Annotated in this window: 21 protein-coding genes; 7 read left to right on the forward strand and 14 right to left on the reverse strand. The window is 64.9% G+C overall.

Annotated elements, in window-relative coordinates; genetic code table 11:
* Positions 1-49: 49 nt before the first annotated feature.
* Positions 50-1,804, reverse strand: a complete 1,755-nt coding sequence (gene ilvB, locus HUW43_RS14850) for a biosynthetic-type acetolactate synthase large subunit (protein ID WP_188238124.1) — start codon at positions 1,802-1,804, stop codon at positions 50-52.
* Positions 1,805-1,878: 74 nt separating this feature from the next.
* On the reverse strand, positions 1,879-2,853 hold the full coding sequence (gene miaA, locus HUW43_RS14855; RefSeq protein WP_188238125.1) for a tRNA (adenosine(37)-N6)-dimethylallyltransferase MiaA: 975 nt from the start codon (positions 2,851-2,853) through the stop codon (positions 1,879-1,881).
* On the opposite strand from miaA, the gene serB reads away from it, so the two are divergent.
* Positions 2,852-3,736 carry a phosphoserine phosphatase SerB gene (gene serB, locus HUW43_RS14860; protein WP_188238126.1) on the forward strand — a complete coding sequence of 295 codons (885 nt, stop codon included), beginning with the start codon at positions 2,852-2,854 and terminating at the stop codon, positions 3,734-3,736. The two genes, miaA and serB, sit on opposite strands and share 2 nt — an antisense overlap.
* Positions 3,737-3,802: 66 nt before the next feature.
* Here the strand turns inward: serB and HUW43_RS14865 are convergent, their stop codons facing one another.
* From HUW43_RS14865 to HUW43_RS14885, 5 genes are all read right to left on the reverse strand, one after another.
* On the reverse strand, positions 3,803-4,396 hold the full coding sequence (locus tag HUW43_RS14865; protein WP_223181567.1) for a VOC family protein: 594 nt from the start codon (positions 4,394-4,396) through the stop codon (positions 3,803-3,805).
* A gap of 142 nt (positions 4,397-4,538) precedes the next feature.
* On the reverse strand, positions 4,539-5,186 hold the full coding sequence (locus HUW43_RS14870) for a carboxymuconolactone decarboxylase family protein (protein WP_188238128.1): 648 nt from the start codon (positions 5,184-5,186) through the stop codon (positions 4,539-4,541).
* A gap of 151 nt (positions 5,187-5,337) precedes the next feature.
* Entirely contained in the window at positions 5,338-5,733 is a 396-nt protein-coding gene (locus tag HUW43_RS14875; protein WP_188238129.1) for a nuclear transport factor 2 family protein, read from the reverse strand.
* Positions 5,734-5,749: 16 nt separating this feature from the next.
* Complete coding sequence (locus HUW43_RS14880; protein WP_188238130.1) at positions 5,750-7,045, reverse strand: spinster family MFS transporter; 1,296 nt, start codon at positions 7,043-7,045, stop codon at positions 5,750-5,752.
* Positions 7,046-7,141: 96 nt separating this feature from the next.
* Complete coding sequence (locus HUW43_RS14885) at positions 7,142-9,505, reverse strand: TonB-dependent receptor (RefSeq protein ID WP_188238131.1); 2,364 nt, start codon at positions 9,503-9,505, stop codon at positions 7,142-7,144.
* A gap of 123 nt (positions 9,506-9,628) precedes the next feature.
* On the opposite strand from HUW43_RS14885, the gene HUW43_RS14890 reads away from it, so the two are divergent.
* Entirely contained in the window at positions 9,629-10,135 is a 507-nt protein-coding gene (locus tag HUW43_RS14890) for a DUF3237 domain-containing protein (protein WP_188238132.1), read from the forward strand.
* An 85-nt stretch (positions 10,136-10,220) separates the two neighbouring features.
* Here HUW43_RS14890 and HUW43_RS14895 read toward each other — a convergent pair whose 3' ends face one another.
* Complete coding sequence (locus HUW43_RS14895) at positions 10,221-11,384, reverse strand: CaiB/BaiF CoA transferase family protein (protein WP_188238133.1); 1,164 nt, start codon at positions 11,382-11,384, stop codon at positions 10,221-10,223.
* Between the two features lie 119 nt (positions 11,385-11,503).
* On the opposite strand from HUW43_RS14895, the gene HUW43_RS14900 reads away from it, so the two are divergent.
* Positions 11,504-12,406 carry a hydroxymethylglutaryl-CoA lyase gene (locus HUW43_RS14900; protein WP_188238134.1) on the forward strand — a complete coding sequence of 301 codons (903 nt, stop codon included), beginning with the start codon at positions 11,504-11,506 and terminating at the stop codon, positions 12,404-12,406.
* Here HUW43_RS14900 and HUW43_RS14905 read toward each other — a convergent pair.
* A complete protein-coding gene (locus tag HUW43_RS14905) occupies positions 12,403-13,314 on the reverse strand; it encodes a DMT family transporter (protein ID WP_317450875.1) in 912 nt (303 codons plus the stop codon). The genes HUW43_RS14900 and HUW43_RS14905 overlap by 4 nt on opposite strands.
* Before the next feature lie 231 nt (positions 13,315-13,545).
* Here HUW43_RS14905 and HUW43_RS14910 point away from each other — a divergent pair, with 231 nt between their 5' ends.
* Positions 13,546-14,562 carry an acyl-CoA dehydrogenase gene (locus HUW43_RS14910; RefSeq protein WP_188238136.1) on the forward strand — a complete coding sequence of 339 codons (1,017 nt, stop codon included), beginning with the start codon at positions 13,546-13,548 and terminating at the stop codon, positions 14,560-14,562.
* Here the strand turns inward: HUW43_RS14910 and HUW43_RS14915 are convergent.
* The 3 genes from HUW43_RS14915 to HUW43_RS14925 are packed head-to-tail and all read right to left on the reverse strand — an operon-like array spanning position 14,559 to position 18,202.
* Positions 14,559-15,689, reverse strand: a complete 1,131-nt coding sequence (locus HUW43_RS14915; protein ID WP_188238137.1) for an acyl-CoA dehydrogenase family protein — start codon at positions 15,687-15,689, stop codon at positions 14,559-14,561. The genes HUW43_RS14910 and HUW43_RS14915 overlap by 4 nt on opposite strands.
* Positions 15,690-15,738: 49 nt before the next feature.
* Positions 15,739-16,488, reverse strand: coding sequence for a helix-turn-helix transcriptional regulator (locus HUW43_RS14920; protein ID WP_188238138.1), 750 nt, complete (start codon positions 16,486-16,488; stop codon positions 15,739-15,741).
* 19 nt (positions 16,489-16,507) lie between these two features.
* Complete coding sequence (locus HUW43_RS14925) at positions 16,508-18,202, reverse strand: N-acyl-D-amino-acid deacylase family protein (protein ID WP_188238139.1); 1,695 nt, start codon at positions 18,200-18,202, stop codon at positions 16,508-16,510.
* A 257-nt stretch (positions 18,203-18,459) separates the two neighbouring features.
* Between HUW43_RS14925 and HUW43_RS14930 the strand changes: the two genes are divergently transcribed.
* Positions 18,460-19,638 (forward strand): dipeptidase, encoded by a 1,179-nt coding sequence (locus HUW43_RS14930; protein ID WP_411157954.1) that lies wholly within the window; start codon positions 18,460-18,462, stop codon positions 19,636-19,638.
* 84 nt (positions 19,639-19,722) lie between these two features.
* Here the strand turns inward: HUW43_RS14930 and ahcY are convergent, their stop codons facing one another.
* On the reverse strand, positions 19,723-21,141 hold the full coding sequence (gene ahcY, locus HUW43_RS14935) for an adenosylhomocysteinase (protein WP_188238140.1): 1,419 nt from the start codon (positions 21,139-21,141) through the stop codon (positions 19,723-19,725).
* A 403-nt stretch (positions 21,142-21,544) separates the two neighbouring features.
* Between ahcY and HUW43_RS14940 the strand changes: the two genes are divergently transcribed.
* Entirely contained in the window at positions 21,545-21,943 is a 399-nt protein-coding gene (locus HUW43_RS14940) for a hypothetical protein (protein ID WP_188238141.1), read from the forward strand.
* Between the two features lie 53 nt (positions 21,944-21,996).
* Here the strand turns inward: HUW43_RS14940 and HUW43_RS14945 are convergent, their stop codons facing one another.
* Positions 21,997-22,560 carry a YqgE/AlgH family protein gene (locus HUW43_RS14945; protein WP_188238142.1) on the reverse strand — a complete coding sequence of 188 codons (564 nt, stop codon included), beginning with the start codon at positions 22,558-22,560 and terminating at the stop codon, positions 21,997-21,999.
* Between the two features lie 319 nt (positions 22,561-22,879).
* Between HUW43_RS14945 and HUW43_RS14950 the strand changes: the two genes are divergently transcribed.
* On the forward strand, positions 22,880-23,362 hold the full coding sequence (locus tag HUW43_RS14950; RefSeq protein WP_188238143.1) for a peroxiredoxin: 483 nt from the start codon (positions 22,880-22,882) through the stop codon (positions 23,360-23,362).
* Positions 23,363-23,420 lie beyond the last annotated feature (58 nt).

Raw genomic sequence — 23,420 nt, forward strand, 5'->3', positions numbered from 1 at the left:
CTCGCTGCCCCTCCCGCTTGCGGGAGGGGATGAAAAGCGTTCGGTTTCATCACACCAGCGCTTTCGCTTCGTCGTCCATCGTGCCGGTGATGTCGTTCGGCTGGAGGATCATGTCGGTGTGGGCGGCGCCCGACGGGATCATCGGGAAGCAGTTGGCCAGCTTGGCGACGCGGCAGTCGACGATCACCGGGCCGGGGGTTTCGATCATCTTCGCGATGCCGTCCTCTAGCTGGCCCAGCGTGTCGATCCTGATGCCGGTCCAGCCATAGGCATCGGCCAGCTTCACAAAATCGGGCAGGCTGTCCGAATAGCTGTTCGAATAGCGGCTTTCGTAGGTGAGTTCCTGCCACTGGCGGACCATTCCCATCCATTCATTGTTGAGGATGAAGATCTTCACCGGCAGCCGGTATTGGCTGACCGTGCCCATTTCCTGAATGTTCATCTGCAGGCTGGCTTCGCCCGCGATACAGATGACGAGGCGATCCGGGTTGGCGATTTGTGCCCCGACCGCGGCGGGGAAGCCATAGCCCATCGTGCCGAGCCCGCCGGATGTCAGCCAGCGGTTCGGCGCGAAGAAGCCGAAATGTTGCGCGGCCCACATCTGGTGCTGACCGACCTCGGTGGTGATGATCGGGTCCATCCCGCGCGTCGCGTCGAACAACGCCTTGACCGCGCGCTGCGGCATGATGTCGGCGTCGGTTTCCGTCTTTTCGGGGAAATCCAGACAGCGCGTCGCGCGCCATCCGTCGACGCGGCGCCACCATTCGCCAAGGTCGCGCGCCTTGTGGCCCTTGTCGCTCCACGCCGCGATCAGCGCGTCGAGCGCACGGCCCGCGTCGCCGACGATCGCGATATCGACGGGGACGATCTTGTTGATCGAACTGCGGTCGATGTCGATGTGAATCTTTTTTGAATCGGGCGAAAAAGCGTCGAGGCGACCGGTCACGCGGTCGTCGAAGCGCGCGCCGACCGCGATGATGAGATCGGCGCGGTTCATCGCCATATTGGCTTCGTATGTGCCGTGCATGCCGAGCATGCCGAGCCATTTGGGGTCATCGGCGGGAAAGGCGCCGAGCCCCATCAGGGTCGAGGTGATCGGCGCGCCGGTCAGCGACACAAGCTGGCGCAAGGCAGCACTCGCGTCGGGGCCGGAGTTGATCACGCCGCCGCCGGTATAGAAGATCGGACGTTCGGCCGCGGCAATCATCTCGATCGCCCGCGCGATGGCGTCGGCGTCGGGTTCGACCTGCGGACGATAGCTGTTGTGCTGGATGAACTCGGGCACATTGTAAGTGCCGGTCGCGACCTGCACATTTTTCGGAATGTCGATCACCACCGGTCCGGGGCGGCCGTGCGTCGCAATATAGAAGGCCTCGTGCAGGATCGGCCCCAGGCGGTCGGGGTCCATGACGAGATAATTATGCTTGGTGCAGTGCCGCGTGATGCCGACCGTGTCGCATTCCTGAAAGGCGTCGGTGCCGATCAGCGTCGTTGGCACCTGCCCGGTGAGCACGACCATCGGGATCGAATCGAGCAAAGCGTCGGTGATGCCGGTGACGGCGTTGGTCGCGCCGGGGCCGGAGGTGACGAGCACGACACCGGGCTTGCCGGTCGAGCGCGCATATCCTTCGGCCGCGTGGGTCGCGGCCTGTTCGTGGCGGACCAGAATGTGCTTGATCGTCGGGTGCTTGTAGAGCGCGTCATAGATGGGAAGCACCGCGCCGCCCGGATAGCCGAACACCGTATCGACGCCAAGGTCGACCAGCGCCTGAACCACCATGTCGGCACCGCTCATTTCCGTCACGACGAAACACCTTTCCACACAAAAACGCAGCGCTTGTGCGCTGCAACAGGGCTGCGGGCAATAGGTGCATGATTCTATCTTGTCAACACCGTATCACGTAATTTTGTTGCTAAACAATCGATGCTGTCGTTGTTTAATGACTCTGTGAAGCGTGACCAGCTTGTCGGGGGCTGGTGGCGGAACCAGGTGAACTGGCGCTTGGCATATTGGCGCGTCGCGGCCTGCGCGGCCGCCAGCGCCTCGTCGCGGCTCGCCGTGCCATCAAGAAAGGCCGCGATCTGCGGGACACCGATCGCGCGCATGACGGGAAGATCGGGGTGGAGGTCGCGGGTCAGCAGGGCTTCGACCTCTTCGATGGCGCCGCCCGCGAACATCTGACCAAGCCGCGCATCGCAGCGTTGCCGTAGCCATTCGCGCGGCGGCAGGAGGACCAATGGCGCAAGGACGACCTGGTCGGCAATGCCGCCCGCGCGTGCCTGCTGCCAGCTTGCCAGCGTGCGCCCTGTGGCGCGCACGACTTCGAGGGCGCGCGCGACGCGCGTGGCGTCGGCAGGGTTCAGACGCGCCGCCGCATCGGGATCGGCGACGGCCAGCGCCGCATGGGCTTCGGCCACGGACAGGGCGCGCACCGCGTCGCGGACCTCGGGTGCGATGGCGGGCACGGGCGCGATACCGTCAAGCAGGGTGCGTAGATAGAGGCCGGTCCCGCCGACCAGGATCGGAATGTTGCCGTCTGCATGCGTGTCGGCAATCGCATCGCGCGCTTCGGCGGCCCAGCGGGCGGCATTGTAAGCTTCGGCGCCATCGACATGACCGAACAGCCGATGCCCGACACCGCCCATCTCCTCGGCGGAGGGGCGGGCCGACAGAATGTGCAAATCGGCATAAATCTGGCTTGCATCGGCATTGATCACGACCGCGCCGCGGCCGCTTTCGGCAAGCTTTTTCGCAAGCGCGACCGCCAAAGCGCTCTTGCCGCTGGCGGTGGGTCCGGCGATAAGTGCGAGCGGGGGCCGCCCGTCGGCGCAAGGGAAAGAAGGAGATGCCATGTTCGTCGCGACCCTGATAGCAGCCGGAAAGCTGACCGACGAGGTGGTTCGCGAAGCGATCGACCGGCTCGACGCGACGGGGCACGATGTCGGTGCGCCGCACTGGCTCGACGAGCATGATGCGGCCGACATCGTCTTTCACGGCAGCCTGGTCAGCGCGCGCAAGGAACTGGCGTTGATGGACCATGGCGTCCTCGACATCGTCGTTCAGCCGCTGGGCGATCGCACCAAGAAGCTGATCGTTGCCGACATGGATTCGACGATGATCACCGTCGAGTGCATCGACGAGCTTGCCGATTATGCCGGGCTGAAGCCGCAGATTGCGGCGATCACCGCGCGGGCGATGAACGGCGAGCTCGATTTTCGCGCCGCGCTGGAGGAACGCGTCCGCCTGCTCGCGGGTATGGACGAGGCGGTGCTGGTCGAATGCCGCATGGAGCGCGTGAAACTGACGCGCGGCGCGCGGACGCTGGTTCAGACGATGAAGGCGCATGGGGCATTTTCGGTGCTGGTGTCGGGCGGCTTCATGCCCTTTGCCGGGCCGGTGGGCGAAGCCGTCGGCTTCGACAAGGTGGTCGCGAACGAGCTGGAAGTTGCGGGCGGCAAGCTTACCGGCAAGGTTCTTGAACCGATCGTCGACAGCAAGGCGAAGCTCGCGACGCTGAAGGCCGAGGCGGCGCGCCACGGCCTGCCGCTCGCCGAAACGCTTGCCGTGGGCGACGGTGCCAACGATATTCCGATGATGACCGCGGCGGGGCTCGGCATCGGCTATCATCCGCATCCAGCCGCCGCCGAAGCGGCAGCGGCGGTGATCCGGCATCACGACCTGACCGCCTTGCTGTGGGCTCAGGGCTATCCCCGGCGCAGTTGGGTGCTTGGATAAAAGGAACCCGGCCGATGGCCGGGCCGAGGAGGAGTTCCGCAAGCGGAGATCCAGCGGATCGGAACCTTATTCGGCGGGCGCCGCAGCGCGGCCGGTAACCATGCCTGTGGCCTTTGTGCCGTCGGCGCGCATCGGATCGTGGGCAACGTCACGGTCGTCGAAGGTCTTGGTCCAGGCGGCAAACTCCAGGCACACGCCATCGGGATCGAAGAAATAGACCGACCGCACAAAGACATCGTCGTTCATCTCGTCGGACGATTGCGTCGGTGAATTGTCGTGGTTGAGGATCCTGGTGACCTCGACGCCCTTGTCGACCAGCCGCTGATAATATTCATCGAAGCGTTCGGCGGGGACATTGATCGCGATATGGTTCATCGACCCGTGCGCCGAAACGAAGCTGCCCTTCGTTGGCAACGCGGCGGGGGCCGAAATGCCGGGCGCGGCTTCGGGCGCGTCGGGGAACCAGAAGAAGGCGAGGCTGTCGCCATTGCCCATGTCGAAAAAGAAATGCTGGCCGCGTCCCCCGGGCAAATCGATCGTCTTGGTCAGCGGCATGCCAAGGATGTCGCGATAAAAGGCGACCGTTTTCGCCATATCCTTGCACACGAGCGCGAGGTGGTTGACCCCGCAGAACTCGAATTCGCTGTTCGTTGCAGCCATCATCCATCTCCTTGATCGTTCGGCTTCTGGTGACGCTGGGGCGGCTTTTCATCCACGCGTGCCAGTCGATCGTCGGTCTTGTACCAGTATCGGCCTTAATCGTCAATTTAATTGACGATATATGCTGGCGCGCCGCCGCCGTTCAATCCTTCGCCGGGCGCGGCGCGCTCAGGAAGTCGGCGGCATTGAAGCCTTCGGGAGCGGCGATCTCGACGATCGGGTCTTCGCGCGCATCATATTCCATGCGCAGCGCGCGGGTTATCACCGCGTGCATGTCGTAAAGGCAGGTGATATAGGTGAACTCGAAAATCTGCTCATCGTCCCAGAAGGTCTTCAGCTTGTCGAACACCGCCAGCGGGACGCGCCCGCCCGCCTGGCTCAGACAATCGGCATAGGCGAGCACGGCGCGTTCCTGTTCGTTGTAGCAGTCGGCGACTTGCCAGTGCGCGATCGCCGCGATCTTCTCTTCGCTGACGCCAAGGCCGCGGAGCGACTTGCAATGCTGCGAGAAGACGAACTGGCTGCCCTTGACCCAGCCGGCGCGCGTCTGGCCGAGTTCGCGCAGCACCGGGTCGATCTTGCGCGCCGGGTGGCGATAGACGGCAAAGCCGTCGACCGCATGTTTGAAGATGTCGGGAGCGAGCGCGTAAACCGTCCACCAATCGCCTGGCGTGCCGGTCGCCGTGCCCGGTTCGGCGACAGGGTCGCGGTCGCCGAACAGGCGGTTGTAATAGGCCAGCACCGTATCGTCGGTGACGTCCGAACGGGGAACCTGACGCAGAACGGGCATGGGATACTCCTGAAAAATCCTGGGAACCTAAATCCTCGTCATCGCAAGGAGCCCAAGGCGATGCGACGATCCAGAGCACAGTAAACGGCCGTGCACTGCCTGGCCTATGGCAGCCATCGGCCCGCTTCGTTCGCCATGACGCGTGGTGAGGTCAAGCATGGGCGAACTTGCGAAACTCGGCGACGTGCGCGCTGTCGAAATATTCGTCGAGCCGCGTGATTCTGCCCTGCTCGACCGTGCAGATGATTGCGCAGGGCAGGCGGACAGGCGCGCCGTCATGAACCCGCCGTCCCTTCAGCACATGCTGCTGAACAAAACCGCCGGGAAAGACGTTGAGGCGGCGGTCGGCATATTCGCGATCGCTGATCCGGGCGACCATGCCGGTCAGCGTGGCGGCGGTCTGATCACGGGTGACGATCAACTCGTCGCTATTGTGCCAGATTTCGGCATCGGGAGTGAAGCTGTCGCGCATCGTGGCGATGTCGCCCGCCTCGATCGCGTCGAAAAAGCGCGTTGCCAGTCTGCGGATGTCGTCGAGGTCGATCATGGACTTCTCCTGCCCTCTATTCGGCGAAATCATTGTCGAGATGACGCGTCATCGCGAACTGCGCGATGCCTGCCGCGGCGGCAAAGGGCATCAGCGCCATCAGCGCCCAGCGCAGGCTCGCGTCGCCGAACTGGGGCCTCAGGACATCGCTGACCATGCCGGCGAAAAGCGGGCCGAGGCCAAGGCCGACGATGTTGAACATCAGCATCAGCAACGCGGCGGCCGTCGCGCGGCTGCGCGGTGGGGTCAGATTCTGCACAAGCGCGAGCGCCGGGGCAATATAGGCGGTGCACGCCGCCATCGGGATCAGCATCAGCGCGAGCGACGCCTGCCAGCTGTCGACGAGCAGCGCGGCGATGAAGGTCGGGACGAGCACCGCCGTCGCGCAGGCTGGAATCGTGCCATAGGCGCGCGCGGAGCCTTTGGCCCGGTGGCTGACGAGCCAGCCGCCGCCAAGGATGCCGATACCAAAGGTGATGCCCGCGGCGGGTGCGAACCAGGTCGCCATGGCCTCCAGCGGCATTTTTTGCGTGCGCATCAGAAAAGCGGGGATCCAGTTGAGCATCCCGTAACTGACGAAGGCGGCAAGCCCGCTGCCGATCATCACCACGCGCAGCGAGGGGCGGCGAACGAACATCGCGAGGCTCTGGCCGAAGGGTAGCGCCTTGTCGGCGGGCTTGAGCGTATCCATGGCGCCGCGCGTCGGCTCGCGAACCAGCCAGATGAGCAGGGGGGCGATCAGGATGCCGACGATGCCAATGACGACAAAGGCGTTTCGCCAGCCGATATTGGCGGCCGCCCAGGCACCGAATGCGGCGCCGACGAACACGCCGAAGGGGCCGTTACAGGTGAAGAGGCCGATCGCGAGCGGGCGCTGCGCGGGCGGATAATAGTCGGCGAGCACCGAAAGCGATGGCGCGGTGCCGCCGGCTTCGCCCGCGCCGACGCCAAACCGCATCAGTGCCAGTTGCCAGAAGGTCGATACCAGCCCGCACGCGGCGGTGAAACCGCTCCACACGACGCAGGCGATGCCGATCAGCCGGATGCGGTTCCAGCGGTCGGCGATCATCGCGACGGGCACGCCCATCGCGGCATAGAATAGCGCGAAGGCAAGGCCGGTCAGCAGGCCGAACTGCGTATCGCTGAAGTTCATGTCGGCACGGATCGGTTCAACAAGCACCGACAGGAGCTGGCGGTCGACGAAATTGATCGTGCCGACGATGAAAAGCATCACCAGCGCGACGTTGCGACGCAGCGCAAGGCCGCTGTCGGACGCTGCGGCGCCGGAAGAAACGGCGGTGGCCTCGGTCATCATATTCCCCAGATTGCGGCGTCCGTCAGGCAGGGAACGCGGCGCGCGGCGCCGATCCCTGGGCGGGTTCGGGCCGCGAACGCCGTTGGCCCATGGTCAGAAGCTCGCCCCCAGCGTCAGACCGAAGGTGCGCGGCGCGTTGTAGAAACGCTGGGTAAAGAATTGCGCGGTCGGCGTCAGCGCGGCCACATAGGTCTTGTCGGTCAGATTCTTGCCCCAGAGCATCGCCCGAAACCGTCCGTCGGCGCTTTCCCAGCCCACCGAGCCATCGACCAGCGTGAAATCGCCCGTCTTGCCGGCAAGATCGTTCGCGACGCTGGAATAATAGGTGCTGCGATAAAGCATCGCCGCGCGGAAACTCAAACGACCCGCGCTGCCAAGCGGGACGTCATATTCGGCCGAAAACTGGGTCTGCCATCGGGGCGCGCGCACGAGCTTCAGTCCCGTGAGATCGCGGTCGACGAGATAGGTGCCGTTGGGCAGCAGCGTGACGTTGCCGCAGGTCGATGTTGGCGGCGTTGCAAAGGCGGATGGACCGTCGATATCCGCGCAGAAATCGGTGTATTTCGCATCGAGATAGCCGATGTTCGCCGAAAGACGGAAAACCTGCGAAGGTTTCAGCGTGGCTTCGAGTTCAAGCCCTTTCGTGGTCGCCGACCCGATGTTGAGCTGCGCCGTTTCCTGCCCCGATGCGACGTTGGGATTGGGAAAGAAAACGCCGAACTCCAACTGTTTGAACTTGGTCACAAAGCCGGTAAGGTTGAGGCGAAGAAGATTGTCGAAAAAGTCGCCCTTGAATCCCGCTTCATAAAGGTCGGCGGTATTGTCCCGCGTCGGCCCCGCCGTGGTCGTCGTTGCCGATCGCGCGCCGAAACCGCCGCCCTTATACCCCTGGCTGAAACCCGCATAGACCATGACATCGTCGGTCAGACGATAATCGACGCCCGCCTTGAAGGTCATGCGATTGCGGTCATAACCGAGCTTGAACGCCCGCCCGACCGCAAAATTGGCATTGGCGATCTCCTCCATTTCGGCGAGCGATTTCACCGTCGCGCGGGTGTTGAAGAAGGCGGGCGAGAGCAGCGTGCCCGTCGGATCGCGGAAATAATCCTTCGATTCCCAGCTTTGCCGCACGCCAAAGGTCAGGTTCAGCCGGTCGGTCACACCATAGATGGCCTGCCCGAACAACGCCTTGGCGCTATTGTCCTGGGTCACGAAGTCCTGGCTGCCGAAGCGCAGGGTGGGCGCGAGCAGGACGGGAAGCGTCGGGAATGCCTGGGTGAGTTCGAAGCTCTGTTTCAGATAATAGCCGCCGAACACCAGGCTGAGCCGCGCCAAGGCGTCGTCGCGGTCGGAGAAATCGGATTGCAGGCGCAGTTCCTGACTGAACTGGCGGTGCGATTGCAGGCGAAAGGTCGGAAAGAAAAAGATTTCGGACTGGTCGAAGTCGCTGTCGTTGAAATCGTCGGTTTCGATATAGCCGGTGATCGACCTGGCCTGCCACGATCCCATGTCGAACCCGATATTGCCGATCAGGCCGAGCTGGTCGGTGTCATGGTCGGCGGGGAAATCGCGGCCGATCGTATAGGCGCCGTCGTCGGGCTCCTCGAAGCGGAACACCTGCCAGAGCAGCTGGTTGCGGTTGGGCGCGGCGTCGCCGCCGGGCGCGCTCGACCGGTCGCGGACGAGAAAGGCCTTGAGGTTCACGTCCAGCGTCTCGGTCGGCGTGAACACCACGGTGCCGCGCAGCGTCAGCCGGTCCTGCCCGCCGACCTTCTTGCCGTTCAGCCGGTTGGTGAAATAGCCGTCATAGGTTTCCTTGTTGAGCACCAGACGGACGCCCAACCGATCCTCGACAAGCGGCATGTCGAGCGCCGCGCGCGCGTCCATCCGGCCGTAGTTGCCGACGGTCACTTCGGCCTGCACGCCCCAGTCACGACCGGGGTTCTTGCTATAGGCGGCGATACCACCTGCAAGCGAGTTCTTGCCGAACGAGGTTCCCTGGGGGCCGCGCAGGACTTCGATCCGGTCAAGGTCGAAGGTGTCGAGCATCGTCGCCACCGGGCGCGTGATATAGACGCCGTCGATGGACACGCCGACCGGGCTCTCTTCGGTCGATTCGATCCCTTGTGCGCCGAGGCCGCGAATGAAGATCGCCGCCGAGTTGGAGAAGGTCGCAACCGGCTGGATGCTGATATTGGGAGTCGACGGCGCCAGATCGGTGATGTCGCGCGCGGCAATCTTGGTCAGCGTCTGCTCGCCGAAGGCCGAAATTGCTTGCGGCACGTCCTGCAACGATTCGTCGCGGAAACGGGCCGTTACGATGATTTCGTCATTGGCGGCCCCGGTTTCGTCGGTGCCGGATGGATCGAAACTGTCCTGCGCCACCGCCGGTGCGGCGCTCAAGAGCATCGCGAGCGGAGCCGCGCCGGATAACAGAAACTTGTTGCAAGCTTTCATGTTCACCCTCCCATAGAAGCTGTTGCTGCCGGTTTCTGGCGTGATGCCGTTCCGTCAATCTGATTGACCCTTAGTATACTAATTGTTTTATGCTTGTCCATAGGCAGGACGGAGATTCGTGGCATGACGACGGAAAATCGCACGGCGGCGCCGACCGCGCTGGCAAGCCGGTATCTGTGCACCGCCGAGTTCGAAGTGGGCGGCGGGATCATCGGGATCGGCGCGTCGCCATTCGGCGAGCAGCGCCTCGGCTACATCAGCGGCGGGCGCTTTTTCGGTCCGCAACTCAGCGGCATGGTCCTGCCGGGCGGTGGCAACTGGTCGCGCAGCGGACGGCTGGGAGAAAGCGCCTCGGTCGGAACCTTCGACGCGCGCGCGGTATGGCAGGCCGACGACGGCGCGCTCATCTATGTGAGCTATACCGGCCGCAGCCTCATTCCCGACGACGTACGCGCGACCTTTGCCGACCCGGCCGTGTCCGACGCGCCGCCCTCGCGCTATTATTTGCGCATCGCGCCGGTCTTTGAAACCGCGAGCGCGAAATATGGCTGGCTCAATGGGATGCTCGCGGTCGGGGTCGGCGAGCGAACCGATTTTGGCGTCCGTCATGTGATCCACGAGATATTGTGAACGAATGCCGCCTGTTTCGGGCAGCGATCGCGATGCGGGGGGCTGTCGGCCATGCCGGACGCGCGATGCGCTGTTCCCCAGTGCTTCAGGTCTCGCGGCCGAGCCAGCGTTTGAGCACATCGGCGCTATCCTGTCCGACGCCCAGCGGAGCAGGGCGGCGCACCCTGCCCGGCGTCGCCGACAGTTTCGGGAAAACGCCCTGCATGGTGATCTCTCCGAACTCGTCGTCGGCGACTGTCACCAGCGCCTCGCGCGCGGCGAAATGCGGATCGGCGAGCATGTCCTCGGCGTCGAACACGCGGCCGGCGGGCACGGCGGCTTCATCCATCTTGGCTTCCAGATCGGCGATGGTCAGCGTGCGCGTCCATTCGCCGATCAGTGCGTCAAGCTCTTCCTGCCGTGCGCCGCGGGCGCGGTGCGTGGCATAGCGTTCGTCGCTCGCAAGCTCGGGCCGCCCCATCGCCGCGGCAAGCCGGGCAAAAACCGCGTCCTGGTTGGCGCCGATCAGATATTCGCCATCCTTGCAGGGATAGACGTTCGACGGCGCGATGCCGGGCAGTGTCGATCCGGTGCGGCGCCGTTTGGCGCCGCTCGCCGAATAGTCCGACACGGTCGACTCCATCACCTGCAACACCGCTTCATAAAGCGCCGCATCGACGATCTGCCCCTCGCCGGTCTTGCTGCGGTGATGGAGCGCGGCGAGCGCGCCCAGGCATCCATAAGTCGCGGCAAGCGTGTCGCCGATCGACACGCCCATGCGGGCAGGCGGCCGGTCGGGATAGCCGACGATGCCGCGCCAGCCGCCCATCGCCTCGGCAATCCCGCCGAACCCCGCGCGCGCCGAATAGGGTCCGGTCTGACCATAGCCCGACACGCGCACGACGATGAGTCCGGGGTTGGTCTTGCGGAGTTGCTCAGGATCGAGGTTCCATTTTTCGATCGTTCCGGGGCGGAAGTTCTCGATAAGGATGTCGGCCCTCGCGATCAGGTCGCGGGCAAGCGCCTGACCGTCTTCAGACCGCAGGTCGCACGCGACCGAATATTTGTTGCGCGCGATGACCCTCCACCAGCTGGGCTTGTCGCCCTGGCCCCAGTGGCGCATCTGGTCGCCCGTCACGGGCGGTTCGAGCTTGACGATCTCGGCGCCCATGTCACCGAGCAACTGGCCGCAGAAGGGACCGGCGATCAGCTGCCCCATCTCGACCACCCTGATGCCTTCCAGCGCGCCCCCGCTGCCCGTCTCGCCCATATCGTTCCTTTCGCGGCCGGCTCTGACAGGGGCGGCCCATATCACCCATGGCCATCTTATACTTAGAATGCTATGTAATTTTCAACCTGCTAAATGACTCGCACGGGATCGAGGCCAGGATGTTGAAAAATCATGCCGTGGAAATCGTCGAGGTCGGCCCGCGCGACGGACTGCAGAATGAGGCGGCGATCGTCGCGACCGCCGACAAGCTGGCGCTGATCCGCCGCGCGATCGATTATGGCGTGCGCCGCATCGAAGTGACAAGCTTCGTCAATCCGAAAAAGGTGCCGCAACTCGCCGATGCCGAACAGCTTGTGGCGATGTTGCCCGATCGCGACGATGTGACCTTTATCGGCCTCGTCCTCAACCGCCGCGGCGCCGAACGGGCGGTCGCCACCGGGCGCATAGATGAACTTGGCGCCGTGTGCGTAACGAGCGACAGCTTCGGTATCCGCAATCAGGGGCAAAGCTCCGACGAATCGCTGGCCGCCGCGATGGAGATTGTCGCGCTGGCAAAAAAGGCCGGCCGCAGCGGCCAGATCACCATTGCAACCGCCTTCGGCTGTCCCATCGAAGGCCGGGTGGCGATCGGCCGCGTGGTCGAGCTGGCGAAGCGCGCGGCCGATGCGGAACCGCGCGAAATCGCGCTCGCCGACACGATCGGGGTCGGCGTTCCCGCGCAGGTCGCCGAGGTGGTCGGCCGCGTCCGCGAAGCAATCGGCGGCGTTCCGGTGCGCGTGCATTTCCACAACACGCGCGGCACGGGCATCGCGAATGTCTGGGCGGCGGTGCAGGAAGGTGTCGCGACGGTCGATGCGTCGCTCGGCGGCCTCGGCGGTTGCCCCTTTGCTCCCGGCGCGGCGGGCAATGTCGCGACCGAGGATGTCGTCTATATGCTCGAAAACAGCGGGATCGGGACGGGACTCGATTTGCCGCGGGCCGTGGACGCGGCCGGGTGGCTGACCGGCGTGATGAACCGGCCATTGCCCGCGATGGTCAGCCGGGCGCCCGCTTTTCCCTAAAGCGTCGCGATCAGCGCCATCACCACGCCGCCGACAACGAGGAACAGCCCCGCAATCTCGTGCCAGCGCACCGGTTCGCGCAGGTAGAAACGCGCAAAGCCGACGGTGAAAACAACCTCGACCTGGCCGACGACGCGAACCAGCGCTGCGGGTGCGGCGGCGAAACCGACATACCAGCAGGCCGAACCCAGCGCCGAAAGCAAGCCGACCTGCCCCGAATTGCGCCAGGTCCGAAAGACGGCGGCGAGCGTCGCGCGGTCGCGCACGGCAACCCAGAGCAGGTGCAAGCTCGTCTGGATCGCCATCACGGCGACGAGCGTGACCAGCGCCGACCCGATGAGGTCGACGCCCTCCAGCTCGGCGGTCGCGAGTTTGACCGCGATCGCCGCGAGCGCGAACATCGCCCCCGCACCGAGGCCGCAGAGCGCGGCGGGCTGGCCCAGCGCGCGGCAGACCTCGCCCGCCGAAACGCCGCGCCCGGCCAGCGCGAGCATGAGCACCCCCGCGACCCCGGCGACGATGCCGAACCAGGCGATCAGGGGCAGTCGTTCGCCGAGAAATAATGCCGTCACCAGCGCTGCCTGTATCGCCTCGGTCTTGGAAAAGGCCGTGCCGACGACAAAGCCGCGGTGCCCGAATGCCATGATGAGCAGGATTGTGCCCGCCATCTGCGTGATCGCCCCGGCGACAGCGAAGCCCGCAAAGACGTTGTCAAGGGTGGGCGCCGCATCGCCCTGCATCGCGAGCCAGGCCGCCGCGAAAAACAATGCGAAGGGCAGGCCGTAAAGATAGCGAACCAGCCCTGCGCCGCTGACGCTGAGTTCGGCGCGCAGCCGTTGCTGGAGCGCGGTGCGCCATGCCTGAAACACGCCGCCGAGCAGCGATGCGGGAAGCCAGATCGGATTCACCGTCCCGTCTCCTCTGCGCCTCGCGGCGCCGCTGTCCCGATTCGTCCTGCCTTGTGCATGGCGCCCCATGCAATAGTTTTATTTCTAAGTATATGGCGGCGCGAACGTCGGTGCGACCTGACACGCGCGTCAGCTAGACCCGCGCCGCGGACCGCGGCACAAGCGGGGCGGGAGACACAATGACCGATAGCATCATCCGCGCGCCCGCAACCGACGCGGCCATATTCTGACATGGCCACGCTGGACCTTCCGCTCAGCGACGAGCAGCGGGTGCTGCTCGAAAGCGTGCAGCGCTTTCTGGCCGACCATGCGCAGCCCGGCTGGCGCGCGTTGTCGGATGCGCTTGGGCTTGCCGGTCTGGCCGTGCCAGAGGCCGCTGGCGGCTTCGGCGGCGGCGCAATCGACATCGCGCTGGTGATCGCCGAACTCGGGCCGGCGCTGGCGGGCGCCGACTGGCTTTCGCACGTCGCCGCGACGATGATCCTCGGCGCCGTCGCGCCGACGCACCGGGCCTTGCCCGGCCTTGCGACCGGCGACCGCCGGATCGCGACCATCTGTGCCGCGTCGGCTGCGTCGATGCCGGTCTGCGACGCGGGCGCGGTGCGCGGCGGCGCGGCGCTCGTCGCGGGCGCGGCCAAAGCCGATTGGCTGCTGCTTGCCGATCCCGACGCACTGATGCTGATCGCCGCCGACCATGACAAGGTCGAACAGCGCCATCGTATCATGCATGACGGCAGCGTGACGGCCGATCTGAGCGTCGCGCTGAAATCCAATGATGCGGAACGGCTCGCGTCGGGCGACGCCGCGGTGTGCGCGGCAGATCTGGCGACCGATCTGATCCTTGCGGCGCGTTGCGCCGAAGCGGTCGGGCTGATGCAGCGGATGATCGCCGACAGCATCGACTATATGAGCCAGCGGCGGCAGTTCGGGGCGCCCATCGGGCATTTTCAGGCGTTGCGCCACCGCGCCGCCGACATGCAACTGGCGATGATGAAGGCGGCGGCGCTGACCGAGCAAGCAATTCTCGCCGTCGACAGGGCGCACGCCGATCGCGCGGCGGCAGTCAGCGCGGCGTGCATCGAAGTCGCCGACGCGGTGCGGGTCGTCGGGGAAAGCGCGGTGCAGATTCACGGCGCGATGGGATTGACCGAGGAACTTCGCCTTGGCGGCCATTTCAAGCGCGCGCTTGCCATCGTCGCGGCTTTCGGCGCGCGTGCCGGCCATCTGGCGCGTTCCGCGGCCGCCTAGCCCAGCAGCGTTCGCGCAATCAGGTCGCGCTGGATTTCGTTCGACCCGGCATAGATGGTCGCGGCGCGGTCGTTCAGATAGCGCGGCACCGCGACGGCCAGTTCTTCGGCCACTTGTCCGTCGGCCTCCGCCCACGCAGCCTGGCCCATGGCTTCGCATGCCAGTGCGTCGATGCGCTGCGCTGCCTCTGTCCCGAGGATCTTGAGCGCCGAGGCATAGAGCGCCGGACTGCCGCCGACCCCGCGCATGGCCTTGAGCTCGAGCGCTTGCAGCGCCCGCAGCGCCACGGCCTCGCGGTCGAACGCGGCGCGCAGCACCGGGTCGTGGCCGCCGAACGCGCGCAGCCGTTCGAGCCGCCCGATCAGGCCCGGCGCATATTTGCCCCCGCGTTCAAAGGTCAGCAGATGTTTCGCGACCGACCAGCCGGCATTTTCGGCACCCAACCGGTTCGCCTGCGGCACGCGGACCTCGTCGAAAAAGACCTGGTTGAACTCATGGTCGCCCGCTAGCGTGCGGATCGGTTCGACGCTGATTCCCGGCGTCGCCATGTCGAGCAGCAGGAAGCTGATCCCTGCCTGCGGCTTGCCTTCGGTCGAGGTGCGCACCAGCGCGAACATGCGGTTCGCGAAATGCGCGTGCGTCGTCCATATCTTTGACCCGTTAAGGACATAATCGTCCCCGTCGGGCACCGCGCGCAATTGCAGCGCGGCAAGGTCGGACCCCGCGGCGGGTTCCGAAAAACCCTGGCACCAATAATCCTCGCCCGACAGGATGCGCGGCAGATAATGGGCGCGCTGTTCGGCGCTGCCATAATGCATGATCACCGGCGCGACCATTTTGAGCCCCATCGGCGCGAGGTTCGGCGCACCCGCGCGCGCGCATTCGGCCGCAAAGATATAGCGCTCGATCTCGGTCCACCCCGGACCGCCGAACTCGGCGGGCCAGTCGGGCGCTGCCCAGCCCTTGCGATGCAGGATGCGTTGCCAGGGCAGCGAGATGGCGGGGTCGATGAAGACGCTCGTTGCGCGCGCCGCGCCGCGGCGGATGTCGTCGGGCAGGTTTTCGCGCAAAAAGGCCCGAACCTCGTCGCGAAAGGCCAGCAGCGCGGGGTCGTTGAACATGTCCATGCGCCCGGATTAGGACATCCTGCCGCGCGCCGCAAAGCTGGCACCCGCGTCAGGCCGCGCGCGCGCCGACATAGCCGAGTCCCGCGGCGATCTGAATCGACTGCGCGCGTCCGGTGGCGCCCAGCTTGCCGGCGGCATTGCGAAGGTGAAAGCGCACCGTCGACACCGACAGCGACAGGATGATACCGATCTCTGCGTCGGTCTTGCCTGCCGCGGCCCAGCGCAGACACTGGACCTCGCGCCGGGTCAGCGTCTGCGGCACCATGGCGTTGCGCGGGCGGCCGCGCGCTTCATTATGCGTGGCGACCAGGCGCAGCGCGAGCATGTGCAGCCGCGCGGCATGTTCATCGAACAGCGCCTCGACCCCCACCGGCTCGCGCGAGCACCAGAAGACCGCCCCGACCAGCCCGCGCGGCAGGTGAACGGGTGCGATGATCGCTTCGCCGAAATTGGGGGTGTTGCGGGCCTGCGAACAATCGACCGCGTCGAGCAGCGCGGTCGGTCGCCAGGTGCCAAGGCGCCCGTCGCTGTAATAAAAGGGCTCGGCAATCAACCGCGCCGCGGTCAGGAAAGCGACGTGCAGCGCCAGCTTGCGGTCGCGCCAATAGGCATAGTCGGGGCCGATCCAGCGAAAGCTGGTCTCGGCATAGGGACGTCCCTCGATATCGCTCATCGGTTCGGGGTCGCCAAGGTCGGCCTGCGCCGCCACATGGGGCAGGCCCAGCATATCGCCCGCTGTTTGCACCGCCGCGATCAGCCGCGGCATGTCGGCCCAGCATTCGGCCCTGCGATCGGTCACGCGTTCGGTCCTCCGCGCTTCATGGACAGCGGTTGAACCCTGCTCCGCGCACCGCGCGTCCCGGCATTGCGCCGCCATGTTCGCCGTCCTTCAGCACCTGTTTGCCGTTTACGAACACATCGCGCACGCCCACCGAATATTGGTGCGGCTTGTCAAAGGTCGAACGGTCGGCGACCGTCGCGGGATCAAACACGACGACATCGGCATAATAGCCGGGCTTCAGCGCGCCGCGATCCGTGATGCCCAGATTGGTCGCGGGCAGGGTGGTGAGCCGGTACACCGCCTGTTCGAGCGGGATCAGCTTTTCGTCGCGGACATAGCGTCCGAGCAGCCGTGCGAAATTGCCATAGGTGCGCGGGTGTGCGCCCGATTTCAGGAATACGCCCTCGGTCGCCTGCGACGCGGCATCGGACCCGAAGCTCATCCACGGCAGCCGGATCTGCTTGCGGACATTGTGCTCGGACATCAGGAAATAGACGGTGCCGACACGCGAGCCATCCTCGATGACGAGGTCCATCGCGGTCTCCTCCGGCGATTTGCCGCGCATCGCGGCAACCTCGGCGAGCGTCTTGCCGGTGAGCGGCTTCAATGCGTCGCGCTTGAACCCCGACAGGATCATCTTGTCGGCGCCGGCGCCGAAATAGAGATTTTCCCAGTCGCTGCCCGGCTTTTTCATTTCCGCGGCAACGCGCGCGCGGATCGCGGGGTCTTTCAGCCGCTCGATCCACGCCTCCAGCCCGCCCGCCTGCACCCAGGTCGGCATTGCGGCATCAAGCCCGGTCGCGCCGGCGGTATAGGTATACATGTCGGTCGTGATGCGCAGCCCTTCGGCGCGCGCATCCTCGATCTTCTTCACGATGGTATCGAGCTTGCCCCAGTTGTCGCGCCCCGCCATCTTGAGGTGATAGATTTCGGCAGGGGCGCCCGATCGGCGCGCGATCTCGATCAGTTCGTCGACGGCCTCCTCGATCCGGTCGCCTTCGGATCGCATATGGCTGATATACATGCCGCCGCACTTCGCCGCCTCGCTCGTCAGCGCGACAAGCTCGTCGGTTTCGGCATAGGAGCCGGGGGCATAGATGAGCGAGCTGCCGACGCCCATCGCGCCTTCGTTCATCGCCTGCCGCACCAGCGCGCGCATCCGGCCGAGCTGATCGGGCGTCGGATCGACATCGCCTTCGCCCAGTTCGTGCACGCGCACCGTCGCTGCGCCGACGAAGCTTGCGATATTGGTCGAAATGCCGCGCTGTTCGAGCCAGTCGAAATAGTCGCCGAGGCTCGTCCATGCGATCGCATATTTGATGTCGCCCTGCCGCGCCGTTTCCTGCGCCTTCATCGCCGCGTTCAGGGGACCCATCGACCAGCCTTCGCCCATCACCTCCAGCGTCACGCCCTGCCGGATGTTGCTCTGGCTTTTCGGATCGGCGATCAGCGATTCGGTGGCCCAGCTCAGCATGTTGATGAATCCCGGCGCCACCGCCATTCCCTGCGCCGACATTTCGCTTCTGGCCGACCCCGCAACCCGGCCCACCGCCACGATGCGATCATCCTTGATCGCGACATCGCCGACGATGGGCGGCCCACCAGACCCGTCGTAGATCGTCCCGCCGCGAATGATCACGTCATAGGCGGGCGGTTCGGCCGCGATCGGCGCTGCGAGCAGCATCGAACCGCTCAGCAGCAGGGCCGGGGTGAAGCGCCGGGGGATGGTCATCGTCTCTCCATCGGTTGGCGAGGCGCTGCCGCGAGCCGCCCGGCCGCCAACCCTTCCATTTCCTGTTTGACAATCGCCCGATCAGGATCATCAATTTGCATCGGCTTCCCTCTCGCTGACCCATTGGTAAGGGGGCGCCGGGCCTTTCGCAAGGCCGGGGCCCGCGCGCCGACAAAGGGGATCGACCCGTTTCATCCTTGATGCCGCCGATCACAGCGATTGGCATGGCCACATCCGCCGGTTCGTGGAGAATGATGTTGAAACCTGTCTCGATCCTGCTGGCCGCCGCAACCCTTGCCGCCTGTTCGACAGGCGACGACAAGCCAATGCCGTCCGAAGCGCCGCTGCACAGCCGGATGCTCGTGCTCGACGCCCACCTCGACACGCCGCTTCATTTCGGGCGTGCAGGGTGGAGCTTTGCTGATCGTCACACATTGGCGGACGATATGGTCCAGCTCGACATTCCGCGGATGAAGGACGGCCATCTCGATGGCGGCTTTTTCGTCATCTATACCAGGCAGGGGCCGCTGACGGCCAGGGGCTATGCCGACGCGCTCGCCTTTGCGCGGCGAAGGTCGGACCTGATCGACCGGACGCTCGCGAACCATCCCGGCGCGATTGCCGCCGCGCGCACCGCGGCGGATGCCGGCCGGCTGATGCGCGCGGGCAAGCTGGTCGCCTTCAAGTCGATGGAAAACAGCTATCCGATCGGCGAAGATCTGGCGCTGCTCGAAGAGTTTTATGCACGGGGCGTACGCATGGCGGGCCCGGTGCATTCGCGAACCAACCAGCTTGCCGACAGCGCGACAGGCGAGCCGCGCTGGAAGGGGCTGAGCCCGCTTGGCAAGCAATGGGTGGCCGAAATGAATCGCCTCGGCATCGTCATCGACGCGAGCCATGCATCCGATGCCGCCTTTGACCAGATGCTGGAGCTGTCGAAATATCCGATCATCCTTTCGCACTCCAGCCTGCGATCGGCCTACGACCATCCGCGCAACCTCGACGAAGCGCGGCTGAAAGCGCTTGCGGCGAAGGGCGGGGCGATGTGTATTTCGACGATCTTCATGTCCGAAATGAACATGACCCCGGCGCGCGGCGAACTGTTCGGGCAATATGAGCGGATCGGCACCATGACGCGCGCCGAGCAGGCCGAGCTGAACCGGAAATGGCGCGAACTCGACAGGCACGAGCCCTTGTGGGCGGCGGATTTCAAGGATTATATGAAGATGGTGCTGCGCGCGATCGAGGTGGCTGGCCCCGATCATATCTGCTTCGGCGCCGACTGGGACGGCGGCGGCGGGCTGAAAGGCATCGAGGACATCACTGCGCTGCCCAAGGTCACGGCCAGGCTGAAGCAGGCGGGATATTCCGACGCCGACATCGAAAAGATGTGGAGCGGCAATGTCCTGCGCATCCTGGCGGCGCAGGGCGGGTAGCGCGTGCCGGGTCGATGGCGGCCCCATATTCCCCGCCGCATATTCCATCGTCATCCCGGCCTTCGCCGGGATGACGGCATGGAATCAATAGCGATAATGGTCGGGCTTGAACGGGCCTTCGACCGGCACGCCGATATAGTCGGCCTGTTTCTGCGTGAGCCTGGTGAGCTTTACCCCCAGCTTTTCGAGGTGGAGTGCGGCGACCTTTTCGTCGAGATGCTTGGGAAGGACATAGACGTCATTCTTATACTGCTCGCTGCGCGTCCACAGTTCGATCTGCGCGAGCGTCTGGTTGGTGAAGCTTGCCGACATCACGAAACTCGGATGGCCCGTCGCGTTGCCCAGATTCACCAGGCGACCCTTCGACAGGATGATGATCTGCTTGCCGTCGGGAAACTCGACCAGGTCGACCTGCGGCTTCACTTCGGTCCATTTGTAATTGGCGAGCGCCGCGATCTGGATTTCGCTGTCGAAATGGCCGATGTTGCAGACGATCGCCATATTCTTCATCGCCGCCATATGTTCGGCGGTGATCACATCGGCGTTTCCGGTCGCGGTGACGAAGATGTCCGAGCGTTTGACGGCCTCGTCCATCGTCACGACCTCGAACCCCTCCATCGCCGCCTGCAAGGCACAGATCGGGTCGATTTCGGTGACGAGCACGCGCGCGCCACCGTTGCGGAGGCTCTGCGCGCTGCCCTTGCCGACATCGCCGAAGCCGGCGACGGTCGCGACCTTGCCCGCCAGCATCACGTCGGTGCCCCGGCGGATCGCGTCGACCAGCGATTCCTTGCAGCCGTAAAGATTGTCGAACTTCGACTTGGTGACGCTGTCGTTGACGTTGATCGCGGGGAAGGGCAGCTCGCCCCTCTTGGCGATGTGATAGAGCCGGTGGACGCCGGTGGTCGTTTCTTCCGACACGCCCTTGATCGCCTTGACCGTTCTGGTGAGATAGCCGGGCTTGGCGGCGATGAACGCTTTCAGCGCACGCTGCATCTCGACCTCTTCCTCATTTTCGGGCGCGGGCATCGTCTCGCCGGCTTCGAGCTTTGCGCCCCACAGCGCGAACATTGTCGCGTCGCCGCCATCGTCGAGGATCAGGTTCGCGGTCTGGCCGTCGCCGTCCTTTTCCCAGTCGAAGATGCGGCCGACATAGTCCCAATAGTCGGCGAGGCTTTCACCTTTCACCGCGAACACGGGCACGCCCGACGCGGCGATCGCGGCGGCGGCATGATCCTGTGTCGAAAAGATGTTGCAGGTGGCCCAGCGCACTTCGGCGCCAAGTGCGGTGAGCGTCTCGATCAATACCGCGGTCTGGATCGTCATGTGCAGCGATCCGGTGATGCGCGCGCCTTTCAGCGGCTGCGCCGCGCCATATTCGGCGCGCAGCGCCATCAGGCCCGGCATTTCGGTTTCAGCGATGTCGATTTCCTTGCGCCCGAAATCGGCAAGTCCGATGTCGGCAATCACATAATCGCGGGTGTCGGCGGCGAGAGTGGCCACGGGGGATTCTCCATATTGGCATGAACGACCGCAGGCGAGCGGCCACGAAAATCGTGTAATTTTCTTGCGCGCTCTAGCCGAAAGCGCGTCGCCGATCAAATATAAACTATTCTTTATATCGCAAGCGGGGTGCCGCCCGGCGATTGATGGCGGACATGCGATTCGGCGCGCGACAGGAAGGCCGCGCGTAAAAAAATCATTCCGGCCGCAATTGTGACAGTCCGCGCCGCACTTTTGTGACACGGAGTTGCAAAGTCCAAGATCATGAAAATCCGGACTTATAATGCGCCTTGCGATAAGCATAATGCGCTAATATGACAACAGTGTTACAAACCGCCGAAAACATTGACTTTTCCTGTCATGCGCGAGAAAATCGGCGAAAGTTTTCGGGGAGATAGTCGAGATGAAAAAAATCCTGCCGCCGCTGATCGCACTGGCTTTCGCAAGCCCGGCCGCGGCGCAATCCATCGTGGTCGTCACCGCGCCACAGACCGATTCGCAGGTGCTGCCGGTTGCTTATGCCGAGCTGAAGGCCGGCGAAAACCAGGCCGCAATCGACAAGCTGACCGGCGATTCCACGCTCGACAAGCGCGATCCGTCGCGCCTCATCAATCTTGGCACTGCCTATGCCCGGCTGGGCCGCACGGCCGAGGCCGCCGCCGCCTATGATGCGGCGATCGGCAGTCCGATCCGCTACGATGTCGAACTGGCGAACGGTCGCTATGTCGATTCGCGCTGGGCGGCGCGGATGGCGCTTGCCAATCTGGAACAGGGGCGCCCGCTGCTCGCGCTCGCCCGGTAACGATCATTGTCGCCCCCGCGCAGGCGGGGCCGCTGTCGACGCAGTGCAAGGCTTCAAGCCTCGCCGCCCTCGGTTGTCAGCAGGCGGGCGTCCACTCCCGCCTCGGCAAACGCCGCCTGCCAGCGCCTGGCGGGCGGCGTGTCGAACAACAAGGCGTCGCTGCCCGGCGTGACGTGCCAGCCGTGGCGCACCATTTCGCCCTCGAGCTGTCCCGGCGACCAGCCCGCATAACCCAGCGCGACGAGCCAGCGCGACGGGCCGCGGCCCTCGCCGATCGCGCGCAATATGTCGTGCGAACTCGACACCATCCAGCGATCGGCGACCTGCACCGCGCCTTCGCCGCCCCAGTCGCGGCTGTGGAGGACGAAACCGCGCGACGGTTCGACCGGACCACCCAGGAAAACCGGCTGGTCGAGTGGTGCCTGATGCGCGATTCCGACTTGGTCGAGCACTGCGCCGACGGTCATCCCCTCGATCGGGTCGGCGATGCCGATTCCCATCGCGCCGTCCTGGTCGTGGCTGATCATCGCGATCACCGAATGTTCAAAGCGGGGATCGCCGATTCCGGGCAGCGCGAGCAGCAGCTGGCCGGTGAACCAGGCGGGGGCGGTTTCCATCGCGCCATCATGCCGCGTGCGGACGGGGCGGTCCAGTAGCTTTGGGGCGGGACGGCGGTTCCGCGGTGGATTCGCGACCTTCCCCGCCTTCCGTTCGTGTCGAGCGAAGTCGAGACACAGATCGACACCGCGCCACGCCGAGGGGCATCTCGACTTCGCCCGATGCAGAACCGATTGTCTATGCTGTCATGTCCGCAACCGGTCGCAAGCGGTCAGTCCGTCCAAACTCCTGCCCACCCGCTTCGCCATCCTTGACTCCCGCAGCGCCCGCCCCAATGTCTCGCCGACCCGAATCCCCTCGATCGAAAAGGATGCCACGATGACGATCCAGCCCGGCGACAAGCTGCCCGACGCGACCTTTGTAAAGGTCACCGAAAATGGCCCCGAACAGGTCAGCAGCGCCGATTATTTCAAGGGCCGCAAGGTCGCGCTTTTCTCGGTCCCCGGCGCCTTCACCCCGACCTGTTCGGCGAAGCATCTGCCCGGATTCGTCGAAAAGGCGGACGAACTGAAAGCGAAGGGCGTCGACGAAATCGCCTGCACGGCGGTCAACGACGCCTTTGTGATGGGGGCATGGAGCAAGAGCGCCAATGCCGGCGACGCCGTGACGATGCTCGCCGACGGCAACGGCGCCTTTGCCGAAGCCGTGGGCCTGACCATGGACGGCACCGCCTTTGGCATGGGCAAGCGCGGCCAGCGCTTCTCGATGATCGTCAACGACGGCATTGTCGAACAGCTGAACGTCGAAGCGCCCGGCGAGTTCAAGGTGTCGAGCGCCGATCACATGCTGGAACAGCTCTGAGGATCGGGAGGGGTGGCGCGATAATATGCCGCCCCTTCGCTTCTTGTCATCCCGGACT

Origin of the sequence: Sphingopyxis sp. LK2115, assembly GCF_014595975.1 — a bacterium.
Taxonomy (GTDB): domain Bacteria; phylum Pseudomonadota; class Alphaproteobacteria; order Sphingomonadales; family Sphingomonadaceae; genus Sphingopyxis.

Excerpts from the sequence above, each read along its gene's own strand:
- serB (WP_188238126.1), top strand. The coding sequence starts at position 2,852 with ATGTTCGTCGCGACCCTGATAGCAGCCGGAAAGCTGACCGACGAGGTG.
- miaA (WP_188238125.1), bottom strand. The coding sequence starts at position 2,853 with ATGGCATCTCCTTCTTTCCCTTGCGCCGACGGGCGGCCCCCGCTCGCA.
- HUW43_RS14865 (WP_223181567.1), bottom strand. The coding sequence starts at position 4,396 with ATGGCTGCAACGAACAGCGAATTCGAGTTCTGCGGGGTCAACCACCTC.
- HUW43_RS14870 (WP_188238128.1), bottom strand. The coding sequence starts at position 5,186 with ATGCCCGTTCTGCGTCAGGTTCCCCGTTCGGACGTCACCGACGATACG.
- HUW43_RS14875 (WP_188238129.1), bottom strand. The coding sequence starts at position 5,733 with ATGATCGACCTCGACGACATCCGCAGACTGGCAACGCGCTTTTTCGAC.
- HUW43_RS14880 (WP_188238130.1), bottom strand. The coding sequence starts at position 7,045 with ATGACCGAGGCCACCGCCGTTTCTTCCGGCGCCGCAGCGTCCGACAGC.
- HUW43_RS14885 (WP_188238131.1), bottom strand. The coding sequence starts at position 9,505 with ATGAAAGCTTGCAACAAGTTTCTGTTATCCGGCGCGGCTCCGCTCGCG.
- HUW43_RS14890 (WP_188238132.1), top strand. The coding sequence starts at position 9,629 with ATGACGACGGAAAATCGCACGGCGGCGCCGACCGCGCTGGCAAGCCGG.
- HUW43_RS14895 (WP_188238133.1), bottom strand. The coding sequence starts at position 11,384 with ATGGGCGAGACGGGCAGCGGGGGCGCGCTGGAAGGCATCAGGGTGGTC.
- HUW43_RS14900 (WP_188238134.1), top strand. The coding sequence starts at position 11,504 with ATGTTGAAAAATCATGCCGTGGAAATCGTCGAGGTCGGCCCGCGCGAC.
- HUW43_RS14910 (WP_188238136.1), top strand. The coding sequence starts at position 13,546 with ATGGCCACGCTGGACCTTCCGCTCAGCGACGAGCAGCGGGTGCTGCTC.
- HUW43_RS14915 (WP_188238137.1), bottom strand. The coding sequence starts at position 15,689 with ATGGACATGTTCAACGACCCCGCGCTGCTGGCCTTTCGCGACGAGGTT.
- HUW43_RS14925 (WP_188238139.1), bottom strand. The coding sequence starts at position 18,202 with ATGACCATCCCCCGGCGCTTCACCCCGGCCCTGCTGCTGAGCGGTTCG.
- HUW43_RS14940 (WP_188238141.1), top strand. The coding sequence starts at position 21,545 with ATGAAAAAAATCCTGCCGCCGCTGATCGCACTGGCTTTCGCAAGCCCG.
- HUW43_RS14945 (WP_188238142.1), bottom strand. The coding sequence starts at position 22,560 with ATGGAAACCGCCCCCGCCTGGTTCACCGGCCAGCTGCTGCTCGCGCTG.
- HUW43_RS14950 (WP_188238143.1), top strand. The coding sequence starts at position 22,880 with ATGACGATCCAGCCCGGCGACAAGCTGCCCGACGCGACCTTTGTAAAG.